The sequence below is a fragment of the Pseudomonas sp. MWU12-2029 genome, assembly GCF_023242425.1.
Lineage (GTDB): Bacteria > Pseudomonadota > Gammaproteobacteria > Pseudomonadales > Pseudomonadaceae > Aquipseudomonas > Aquipseudomonas kribbensis.
Map to the genome: position 1 here is coordinate 663,118 of NZ_JALJDY010000002.1, position 11,571 is coordinate 674,688.

Consider the following 11,571-nt stretch of genomic DNA (forward strand, 5'->3'; position numbering starts at 1 on the left):
GGAGGCTGACATGAGACGTCTCGACATTTTGCTGAAGGGCCGCAGCCAGGCCTTGACCGACCTGGCGCTGGAGCTCGAACAACACGGTCATTCATTGCTGTCGGAAGCGGCTCCGTCGATGGATCTGGTGATCGACGACGGCAGTCTTGCGCCACAGAATCACGGCGTGACACCACACCTGACCTTGCGTCTGGGTATCGGTGCAACGGGCGTCGGCGGACTGCCGGTGCTCGATCTGCTGTGCCTCTGCGACTCGACACTGCTGAGCCGCGTGCCCATCGCCGACGAACCCTCCGGCAACGGTCAGGCCCTGCGCCAGCGAACACTCGCACTCGTGGTGGACGAAGTGGCGCTGCTGGTCAGCCGTTTTTCCCGCGATGCCGAATATTTCCAGCACGCGATGACGGCCCGTGCACCGGACTTCGAGCAAGTGGAAAACCTGCTGTTTCTCGACAGCCTGGCCTATGTGCATCGCTTCAATGCCACGGCCAATCCGGACTTGCTGCAACAGGCGCAAATTCCAGTCATAGAGCGCCTGCAACAGAGCTTGATCGAGCATGCCGAACGCCCGGCGCTGCACCTCGCCGAGCAGTCGATCAGCTATCGCCAGTTGCATGATCACAGCCGGGCGATCCAGCAGCAGTTGCTGACGATGCTGGAGACACAACCGCAACCCTGGGTGGTGGGGATTTGCCTGCCGAAATGCGACGCGCTGTTTGCTTCGATCCTGGCGGTTCTCGGCAGTGGCGCTGTGTATCTGCCGCTGGAGCCAAGCCATCCGCTTCAGCGCCAGCAGTACATCCTGGAAAACGCCGGTGCTGTGTTGTTGTTGCACGATGGCGAACATCCGCTGAGCGATTTGATGCCGGGGCTGGATGTCTGCCGCATCGACCGCACTGAAGTCGATCCGGCGTTACCGCTGATGCTTCACCGGCCCAAGCTCGATGCACCGTGCATGGCGCTCTACACCTCCGGCACCACCGGCCATCCGAAGGGTGTGCTGCTCAGTCAGGCCAACCTCGCGCACTTCACCGCGTGGTACGCCGATTACGTGCAGTTGCACGCCGAGAGCCGGGTGCTGCAGTTCTCGTCGCTGAGTTTTGACTCGTCGCTGATCGACATCTTCCCGACCCTGCTCGAAGGCGCGGAACTGGTGGTGCCCGACGACAACCAGCGCCGTGATCCGCTGCAACTGGTGGCGCTGATTCGCCGCCGGCAGCTGACCCACGCGTTCCTGCCGCCAGCACTGCTGAGCATCCTGCCGCTGGAGCAATTGCAAAGCGTCGGGCAGATCATGACCGGCGGTGACGTCTGCGAGCCGTTCGTGATCGAGCAACTGACGCGCCAAGGCAAACTGCACAACCTCTACGGCCCCACCGAAGCGACGGTGCTGATCACCGCGCGGCAGCTGCAACCGGGCGACAGCAATCGCACCCTCGGCGGGCCGATTGCCAACAGCCAGGTACTGATTCTCGACGACGATTTGCAACCGGTGCCGGAGCAAACGGTGGGCGAACTGTTCATCATCGGTCCTGGCGTGTGCCTGGGTTATTTGAACAATCCGCAGCAGACCACCGAGCGTTACCTGGACCTGGAGTTGCCGGACGGCCGGCGTCTGCGCGCCTACCGCAGCGGCGACATGGCCAAGTGGGGTGAGGACGGCATCGAGCTGTGCGGACGACGCGACAATCAGGTGAAGATCCGCGGCTTCCGGGTCGAGCCGGAAGAGATCGAACGGTGCCTGCGCGAGAGCCAGTTGTATCGGCAGATCGCCGTTGTGATCGACAGTCAGCGGCGGATTCTGGCGTTCCTCGCCCAGCCGCAATCGGACGCCGCCCGCGATGCGCTGAAGGCACATGCCCAGCAGTTCCTGCCGGACTACATGCAACCGGTGGCGTGGACAGAACTGCCGAACATGCCGTTCGCCGCCAACGGTAAAGTCGACCGCAAGGCGTTGCTGGAGCTGCCGGTGAGCGTGCAGGACAGCGGTCCGAAATGCCTGCCGGCCAACGCTGATGAAGCGCTGTTGCTGGAGATCTGGGGCGAACTGCTGGAGCTGCCGACCAGCGACATCTCCACCGATGAAAGCTTCTTCAATCTCGGCGGTCACTCGATTCTGCTGTCGCGCATGCTCCTGCGTCTGCGGGAGGAATTCGGCCGCAGCATTTCGATCAACCGCTTCATCGAACTGCCGACCATCACCAAGCTCGCCACCCTGGTACGCGGCACCGATGACAGCGCGGTGCTCAGCGCCCAGGCCATGGCCGACGCCGAGCGACCGCTGGACATCGAGCCATTGCCAATCAGCCGCATGGGCGATGTGCACAAGGTGATCGTCACCGGCGCCAACAGTTTTGTCGGCGTGCACATCGTCGAGGCGTTGCTGGGGTGGGGCGCCAGCGAAGTGGCGTGTCTGGTGCGCGACGGCGGCGGGCAAACGGCGGCGCAGCGCTTTGCCCAATCGTTGCGAGAGAACCGGCTGGAGCATCTGGACCTGAGTCGGGTGCGGGTCTATTCGGCGGACATCACCCGGCCGCAACTGGGCCTGTCCGATGAGGACTTCGAGCGACTGGATCGCGAGTTCGGCGCGCTGGTTCACAACGCGGCCAACGTCAATCACGTCCTCGATTACGAGTCGCTGGCGGCAGACAACGTCGAGCCGGTTTTCGAACTGCTGCGGTTGTGCGAAGGGCGCAGCAAGAAAGTGTTCAATTTCGTCTCGACCCTGTCGGCTTCCAGCACCGTCGACGACGCAGGCCGGGTGCTGGAATTGCCCGCCGCACCGACGCCGCCGATCTACATCCGCAACGGCTACAACCTCTCGAAGTGGGTCGGCGAACGTATCCTCGAACGGGCGCGGGAGCGTGGGGTGCGGGTCAATCTGTATCGGCCCGGCAACATCAGTTTCAACAGCCTCAGCGGCGTCTGCCAACCGCACAAGAACCGTTTGATGCTGATGCTCAAGGGCTCGATCCAGCTCGGTCAGGTGCCGGCCTTCGCGCTGAATTTCGACCTGATGCCGGTGGATTTTCTTGCCCGCTTCATCGCCTTCCATGCCAGCCGTTATTCGCCCGAACGGGCGGTGTTCAACCTGCACAACCCGGAGCCTCTGAGCTGGGATGCCTACGTTGCATCGTTCCGCGAAACCGGCAGCGAGTTTTCGCTGGTCAGCGTTGCCGACTGGCAACAGCAACTGGGTCGGGTCGATGCCGACAACGCGCTGTTCGGCGTACTCGGTTTCTACCTCAACGGCTTTGAGGAAGACATCGGCGACATCTCCCTGATCGGCCACGCCAACGCCCAGGCCGGCGTGCAACAGATGGGCGCGCACTACCCGGAAAAATCCCCGGCACTGCTGCGTCGCGGCTGCGACTACCTGAAAGAAATCAACTTCATCTGACTCATCAAACAAGGAGCAACATCATGAGCAATCTGCAACCCGACACCCTGATCAAAAACCCTCACGGCTGCCACGTGGTGTCTTCGGTGGAAGTGCCGGTGGACGCCAAACAGGTGTGGGCGGTGGTCGGAAAATTCGACGGCTTCGATCGTTTCATTCCGGCGCTTTCGCACATCGAGATGACCGGCGAAGGCGTGTCTTCGCTGCGCAAGAAGTTCTTCAAGGATGGCAACGTGGTGGTCGAGCAACTCAACTCCCGGGACGACCAGGCGCTGAGCATGACCTGGACCACGATCTACAACACCCTGGGCGTGGCCAATCTGTGGGCGGCGATGAATGTGGAATCGCTGGGCGCGGGCAAGTCGCGGGCGACCTGGACGATCATTGCCGAGCCGGCCAGCGGCGGGCCCGAGGCGCTGTCGGGGTTCAAGGATTTCGTCCAGGGATTTGCCGATGATGCGATGGGCAATGTGCTGAAGCTGTTTGTGTAAGGCATGAAAAAGCCCGCTGCGGATCACTCCGCAGCGGGCTGTTTTTTATCGCAAGCGATCAGATCTTGAAGCTGTCGACCAGTTGTTTCAAACGGTTGGCCTGCTGCGACAACGCATCGCAATCCTTCAACGTTTCATTGAGGTTGGCCACGCTCTGCTGGTTCAGCAGGTTGATCTGGTTGACGTCGACGTTGAGGGTTTCCACCACGGCGGTCTGCTCTTCGGTCGCCGCTGCCACCGACTGGTTCATGCCGTCGATTTCGCCGATACGCTGGGTCACGCTGACCAGACGCAGACCGGCCTGGTTCGCCACTTCAACGCTCTCTTCGCTGGACGCCTGACTGGCGTTCATGGTGGTCACCGCTTCGCGGGAGCCGACCTGCAGCGAGGTGATCATCTTGTGGATTTCTTCCGCCGATTCCTGGGTACGGTGAGCGAGGTTGCGCACCTCGTCCGCCACCACCGCAAAACCGCGTCCGGCTTCACCGGCACGGGCCGCTTCGATGGCCGCGTTGAGCGCCAGCAGGTTGGTCTGTTGGGAGATGCCTTTGATCACGTCGAGAATGTGGCCGATGTTGTCGGTGCTCGCATTCAGGGTTTCGATCTGGGTGCACGACAGGCTGATCTTCTGCGACAGCTCGGTCATCGCCTGAATCGTCTGCTCGACCACCTGACGACCGTCATCGGCCTGCTCGCTCGCGCCGCTGGCGTGTTGCGAAGCGTCGGCGGCGTTGCGGGCGATTTCCTGGGTGGCGGCACCCAACTGATTGATCGCGGCCGCCACGCTGTTGGTGCGTGCACTTTGCTCGTCGGAACCGATGATCGAGGCGTTGGACGATGCCATCACCCGTTGCGACAGGTCGTGTACATGACGAGTCGCGGAAGACACTTCGGAAATGGACGCGTGAATCCGCTCCACGAACTGGTTGAACGAACTGCCCAGCTCGCCGAACTCATCCTTGCTTTCCACTACCAGACGACGGGTGAGGTCACCTTCACCCTGAGCGATGTCCTGCATCGCGCGGCCCATGGTAATCAGCGGACGCATCAGCACGGTGATCAACAGGCTCAGGAAGACTGCAATCGCACCCACTGCAACGAACATTGCGATCAGTGCCGAAGTACGGAACTGGCTGAGCGCAGCGTAGGCCTTGTCGCGGTCGATCGACAGACCGATGTACCACTCGGCATTCGGCAGGCCGGTGACCGGGGTGAACGACAGGATGCGCTCCTGGCCGTTGAGCACCACGTTCTGGTTGCCCTTCTGGATGCGCACATCGGCGTTCGGGTAGATGTCCTTGAGGTTCTTCATCACCTGGTCTTTGTCCGGGCTGACGATCACCTGACCGTCACCGCTGACCAGGAATGCGTGGCCCAGGCCACCGAAGTCCACCGAGTTGATGATCTTCACAAGGGTTTCCAGACTCAGGTCACCGCCCACCACACCAAGCAGCTCGCCGTTCTTTTTCACCGGCATGGCGATGGTCACCACCAGACCGCCAACGGCGGCCATGTATGGCGGGGTCAGCATGGTCTGGTCAGCGGCCACGGCCTGCTTGTACCACGGGCGCTGACGCGGGTCGTAGCCGTCCGGCATCTTCGCGTCAGGGCGCTGGGTGAACACACCGTTGGCCTGGCCGACGTAGGTGAACTGGAAGTTCGAGGTGAAGGCCGGTTGATCGACCAGCCCCGGGAAATCGGCGTTCTTGCCCTGATGAGCGACGTTCTGCGCGAGGTTTTCCAGTACCAGAATCCGTCCGCTCATCCAGTTCTGCACACTGCTGGCGGTCAGATCGCCGGCCTGCTGGACGGAGGACTGCAGGTTCTGACGAATGGTATTTCGCTGCAGATAGTCGTTGTACAAAGTGAACAGCGCGAACGCCAGGACCACGACGCCCGAGGCGGCCAACAGGATTTTATGGCTGAACTTGAGATTCATTTCATGGGACTTCTTATGCCAAAAGTGGGGATGCGTTCCGGATGCAACATTCCATGTACAGCGCAGGCAGCGTTCTGATGGCTGCTCTACTTTGGTGCACGCATGTCTCACCAGTCTGTCGGCACGATTCGGAGAAAACTTAGCGTTTTGTAGGAAATGGACGGCATTTCTGCCAGCTTCCCGCCGAACGGCGTGCCAGAGCGTTCGCCTGGCATTTTTTGATGACTGTTTTGCAGCGTCGGTTGCAAATTCTGTAACCCTTGCTGACAATGCGACTAATTATCATTTGTGACGTCCGGGCTGTCGCGTTCATGTCCTCACCTGAGTTTGCAGTACAGGCGCTTTACAGTCGTCATCACGGCTGGCTCAACGGCTGGTTGCGCGCGCGGCTGGGCAATGCGGCCGATGCGGCGGATCTGGCCCAGGACACTTTCGTTCGCCTGCTGCAACGCACCGAGCGTCTCGAACTCAAGGCGCCCCGCGCGTTCCTGCGCACCATCGCTCGCGGTCTGGTCATCGACCATTGGCGTCGCGAAGAAATCGAACGCGCCTACCTGGAAACCATCGCTCACTTGCCCGAAGCCGAAACACCCAGCGCTGAAGCCCGCGCGCTGGTGATTGAGCTGCTGGAAAGCATTGCCCGCATGCTTGAGGGACTGAAGCCCAAAGTGCGTCAGGCATTTCTGCTGGCGCAGTGCGAAGGTTTGACCCACAAGCAGATCGCCGAGCAGATGGGTCTGTCCTTGCGCTCGGTGGAGCGCTACGTCGCCGATGCGCTGTATCACTGCTACGTGCTGCGGTACGAAAGCTGATGCCGGTGGATAACCTGTCAATCGCCCGAAGCGCCGAGCCACAGCAGAAAGTGGTCAAACAGGCGATCCACTGGCTGCTGCGCCTGCGCAACAATCATGGCAATTCGCGCTTGAGCCACCAATGCGAACAGTGGCGCGCCGAACACCACGATCACGAACTGGCCTGGCAGCGGGTGCAATCGCTGCAAAACGAATTGACCCACAACCTGCGTGCCGTGCCAGGCGCACAAGTGGCATTCAATACATTGGAGAACAGTGCGCAGGGCCTCGGACGCCGCCAGGCGTTGAAACTGCTGTCCGGTGCGTTGTTGATGGGCTCCGCCGCATGGCTGGCCAGAGATACGTCGGCCTGGCAGCAATGGAGCGCCGACTACGCCACCGCCACCGGCGAACGTCGTGGATTCCAGTTGCCTGACGGCACGCGGATCGAACTGAACACGGCCAGCGCCGTGGACCTCGATTACACGGCGCAACAGCGGCTGATCAAACTGACTCGGGGCGAGATCATCGTGACCTGCGGCGCCGGCGGAGGTTCGGTGGTCGATCGACCGCTGCGAGTGCAAAGCCGTCATGGCACCTATGAGCCGTTCGACGCGCGCTTCATCCTGCGTCAGGAAGGTGATTGCACGCGCCTGAGCGTCACCAGTGGCCGGGTCGCGATTCTTTTGCCGCGGACGAGTGCTGGCGCTTCCACCGAGGTGCTTGCCGGTCAGAGTTATTTGATCGACCACCATCAGGCGCGCCCTGCTCCGCCGCTGGACATGGATGCCGGCGCCTGGATCGACGGGCTGATCGTGACGCGCAATATGCGCTTGGGCGACTTCCTCAAAGAGGTTGGTCGCTATCGTCCTGGCTTCTTGAGTTGTGCTCCACAAGTCGCCGATCTGCGTTTGTCTGGCGTGTTCCGCCTCGATGACACCGACAAGCTGCTGGCGATCCTGCCGCAGACACTGCCGGTGCAATTGCGCTATCGCACCCGCTGGTGGGTAACGCTGGAACGAGCAGTCTGAAATTTTTTTGGCGGGTTTTCATGGCAAGGCCGGCTTAGTCAGTAAGCACTTCAACTCAGCCTTCGCGACTTGCCACGGAAACCTACAATGACTGCGCGCGTTACCTGTAAGAACACTCTGAATTTCACCGTCGAATCGGGCCTTCTGCGCCACGCCGTTCGTGCCGCGTTGTTCTCCACGGCACTGGGCGTCGGCCTGCTGCCGAACCTGAGCGTCGCGGCGAGCGCCAGTGAGGTCAGCAGCCACCGCTACAACATCGCCGCCGGGCCCTTGGGCGAAGCGCTGAATCAGTTTGCGCGCCAGGCCGGCATTACCTTGTCGATGACCCCGCAGCAAACTCAAGGCCGACAATCACCCGGCGTGCAGGGCGAGTATTCGACCGATCAGGCGTTGAGTCATCTGCTGGGCGGCTCGGGTCTGGAGGCGGTCAGCCAGGACGGCAGCAGCTACGTCCTGCGCTCGATTGCGGAAACCGAAGCACTGGCCCTGCCAACCACCGATATCAAAGGCTTCGCCCTCGGCAACGCACTGGGCAGCATGGACGGCTACAACGCGACGCACAGTCAGATCGCCACCAAAACCAGTACCGCACTGCTGGAAACATCGCAAAGCGTGTCCGTGGTCACTCGCGAGCAAATGGACGACCAGGGCTCGCAAACCGTGTCCCAGGCGATGCGGTACACCCCCGGCGTGCTGACCAACCCCTATGGCGCCACGCACCGTTACGACTATGTGGCGATGCGCGGCTTCAACGATGGCTCGGTGGATAACATCTACCTCGACGGCCTCAAGTCCATGGGTGACAGCGGCACCTACAGCACCATGCAGGTCGATCCGTATTTCCTCGAGCGCGTCGATATCCTGAAAGGCCCGTCGTCCGTGCTCTACGGCCGTAGCTCGCCTGGCGGCCTGGTGGCACTGACCAGCAAGAAACCGCTGTACGAGGCCTATCACCAGATCCAGGCCACCGTGGGCACTCAGGGCCAGCGTGGTGTCGGCTTTGACTTCAGCGGCCCGGTCGATGACGACAAGCGCATCGCCTATCGTCTGATCGGTTTGACGGATCAGTCCGACACGCAATTCGACCACAACAAGGAAAAGCGCTTCGCCCTTGCACCGACCGTCAGCATCGACTTCAACGAAGATACTTCGCTGACCCTGCACGCCTATCTGCAGCATGACCCGGATGGCGGCTATCACGGTGGCGTGCCGGCCGATGGCACGATTCATCAGCGCAACGGCAACCGGATCTCGCCGCACTTCTTCGAAGGCGAACCGGGAGTCGATGGCTATTCTCGCGATCAGCAGTCGTTCGGTTATCAATTCGAACATCGTTTCAACGACGTCTTCACCGCGCGGCAGAATTTCCGTTACCTCGACTCCAAAGTGAATATGGATCAGGTGTACGCCTATGGCTGGACGTCGCCGACCAGCAACGAGCTGAATCGCTACTACACCGGCGGTGACGAACGCCTGCATGCGTTCATCGTCGACAACATGCTCCAGGCCGAATTCTTCACCGGTGCGACCAAGCACACGGTGCTGATGGGAGCGGATTACCAGCGACGCAAAACCGTGGTCGACTGGACCAGCGGCGGCCTGGCACCTATCAATGCGTTCAATCCGGTGTACGGCAACGCCGCCATCGATATGTACGGCGAGACCAGTTATCTGCGTCGTCTGGAGCAGACCGGGGTTTACCTGCAAGACCTGATTGAAATGGATAAATGGCGCTTCTCGCTGGGTCTGCGTCAGGACTGGGTAGAGACGTCCGAGGAGAACCGGATTGCCGAGGCGGGCCGCCCGGTCGGCACCGAGATCAGCGACAAGCGCACCAAACTGACGGGCCGTGTCGGGGCGCTCTATCTGTTCGATAACGGCCTGGCGCCGTACATCAGCTACTCGGAGTCGTTCAACCCGAACTCCTATGCCGACAGCGCCGGTAATCCACTGGCCCCGACAGATGGCACGCAGTGGGAAGCAGGTCTGAAGTACCAGCCGCCTGGCACCGACAATCTGTTCACGGCCTCGTTGTTCCGCATCGATCAGGAAAACCTCGCGACTAAATTGCCGCAGGAAAACTTCTATCGTGCTGTAGGCGCTGTCCGCTCCCAGGGTCTGGAACTGGAAGCGCATATGCAGCTCACCGACAACCTGAAAGTGCTCGGTAGTTACACCTTCACTGACATCGAATACTCGAAGTCGATGGTCAGCACCCTGAGCACCCCGACAAACGTGATCGAGAACAAAGGCAATTCGCCGACCCAGGCGCCGCGGCACATGGCATCGCTGTGGGCGGACTACAAGCTCGACAGCGCAGCGCTTGATGGCGTGCGAGTGGGCGGCGGTGTGCGTTACGTCGGCTATAGCTGGGCGGATGCAGAGAACACCATGAAGGTGCCGTCCTACACATTGTTCGACGCGTCGATCGGTTATGACCTGGGCAAGGTTGGTTTGAAGGGCGTCGATGTACGCCTGAATGCGAACAACCTGACCAATGAATCCTACGTGGCTTCCTGCGCCAGTCTGAACTTCTGCTACATGGGCGAAGAGCGCAACGTCGCCGCCACGGTCAGCTACCAGTTCTAAGCCTTTGTCTTGTGCATAAAAAAGCCAGTTCCTGAGATTCAGGGACTGGCTTTGTCGTATTCGTGGGGAAGCTTTCATGCGTTCGTTTCTGGTTTTACTGCACCGGTACATCGGCTTGGCCACGGCGGTTTTTCTGTTGTTGGCGGGGATTACAGGGAGCATTCTGGCGTTCAATCATGAGTTGGATGAGTGGCTGAACCCGGGGTTTTACGAGGCTTCGGCCGAAGGGCAGCGCCTACCACCGGGTGATCTGGTCGATGCGGTGCAATCTGCACATCCGAAGCTGCAGGTCTGGTACATGGAGTACCCGAATGAGGCAGGCCACACAGCCTTGCTGGCGGCAGTTCCACGTAATGATCCGGCGACGGGCAAACCGTTCGATGAGCGTAATCAGGTGTTCTACCTGGACCCGGTCAATGGCGAGCAAAAAGGCCAGCGCTATTGGGGCGAGTGCTGTTTTCAGCGAGAGAACTTCATTCCTTTCATTCTTGAGTTCCACTACAACCTGACGCTGCCCGGGAACTGGGGTTTACTGTTGATGGGATTGGTGGCCATTGCCTGGGTGATCGATTGCTTCATCGCTCTCTGGCTGACCTTGCCGCGAGGCAAACCCTTTTGGAGGAAGTGGTCGAGCGCCTGGAGGATCAAGGGCGGGCATGCCTATCGGCTCAACTTCGATCTGCATCGGGCTGGGGGCTTGTGGCTATGGTTGTTATTGCTACCGATAGCCGCCAGCAGCGTGGCCATGAACTTGCCGAGCCAGGTCTTCAAACCGGCGGTGTCACTGTTTTCTCCGATTGAGCCGAGCGTATATGAGGCCCGAGGTCGAATGCCTGCCGATGAGTTGGGGATCACTCGCTTGAGTTATCAACAGGCCTACGAAAGGGCACAGCAGGAGGGAAAAAGGTTGGGGCTGAGATCGGCGATCGGCGAGTTGTATTACAGCTTTGAGTACAACTTCTACGGCGCAGGGTTTGGACAGCATGACACCGAGGCCCACGGCAAATCCTGGTTGTTTTTCCACGGTACCGACGGACGATTACTGGGGCAGGAGATCGCAGGAGAAGGGACGTTGGGAGAGCGGTTCTATCGGTTGCAGTTGCCAATACATGGGGGACGGATCATAGGTTTTACCGGACAAGTGATGATCGCGGTATTGGGTGTTCTGATTGCGGGGTTGTCCGGGACTGGCGTCTATATCTGGTGGCGCAAATGGCAGGCTCGTCGAAGCAGCAAGGCACGCAGAGCGGCTTGAAGATGGGGCTTTTGCAGGCTCTGAAACGACAAAACCCCAACTGCTTTCGCAGTTGGGGTTTCGGAATTTAATCTT

Annotated in this window: 7 protein-coding genes; 6 read left to right on the forward strand and 1 reads right to left on the reverse strand. The window is 60.4% G+C overall.

All coding sequences use genetic code 11. The features are described 5' to 3' along the window. The first annotated feature begins 10 nt into the window (after nt 1-10). Both M5B44_RS07835 and M5B44_RS07840 read left to right on the forward strand, forming a co-directional pair. A complete protein-coding gene (locus M5B44_RS07835) occupies nt 11-3,400 on the forward strand; it encodes a non-ribosomal peptide synthetase (RefSeq protein WP_248738738.1) in 3,390 nt (1,129 codons plus the stop codon). A 23-nt stretch (nt 3,401-3,423) separates the two neighbouring features. After that, the gene (locus M5B44_RS07840) at nt 3,424-3,891 is read left to right on the forward strand and encodes an SRPBCC family protein (protein ID WP_248738739.1); all 468 of its coding nucleotides are present in this window, start codon (nt 3,424-3,426) and stop codon (nt 3,889-3,891) included. Nucleotides 3,892-3,949: 58 nt separating this feature from the next. Here M5B44_RS07840 and M5B44_RS07845 read toward each other — a convergent pair whose 3' ends face one another. Continuing rightward, nucleotides 3,950-5,830 carry a methyl-accepting chemotaxis protein gene (locus tag M5B44_RS07845; protein ID WP_085712595.1) on the reverse strand — a complete coding sequence of 627 codons (1,881 nt, stop codon included), beginning with the start codon at nt 5,828-5,830 and terminating at the stop codon, nt 3,950-3,952. Between the two features lie 311 nt (nt 5,831-6,141). Here M5B44_RS07845 and M5B44_RS07850 point away from each other — a divergent pair, with 311 nt between their 5' ends. From M5B44_RS07850 to M5B44_RS07865, 4 genes are all read left to right on the forward strand, one after another. Continuing rightward, nucleotides 6,142-6,642: a sigma-70 family RNA polymerase sigma factor gene (locus tag M5B44_RS07850; protein WP_248738740.1), complete on the forward strand. Its 501-nt coding sequence runs from the start codon at nt 6,142-6,144 to the stop codon at nt 6,640-6,642. After that, on the forward strand, nt 6,642-7,652 hold the full coding sequence (locus M5B44_RS07855; protein ID WP_248738741.1) for a FecR domain-containing protein: 1,011 nt from the start codon (nt 6,642-6,644) through the stop codon (nt 7,650-7,652). The genes M5B44_RS07850 and M5B44_RS07855 overlap by 1 nt, the downstream gene beginning before the upstream one ends. A gap of 87 nt (nt 7,653-7,739) precedes the next feature. Then, entirely contained in the window at nt 7,740-10,241 is a 2,502-nt protein-coding gene (locus M5B44_RS07860; protein WP_248738742.1) for a TonB-dependent siderophore receptor, read from the forward strand. A gap of 76 nt (nt 10,242-10,317) precedes the next feature. Then, nucleotides 10,318-11,496, forward strand: coding sequence for a PepSY-associated TM helix domain-containing protein (locus M5B44_RS07865; RefSeq protein ID WP_248738743.1), 1,179 nt, complete (start codon nt 10,318-10,320; stop codon nt 11,494-11,496). The last annotated feature ends 75 nt before the right edge of the window (nt 11,497-11,571 follow it).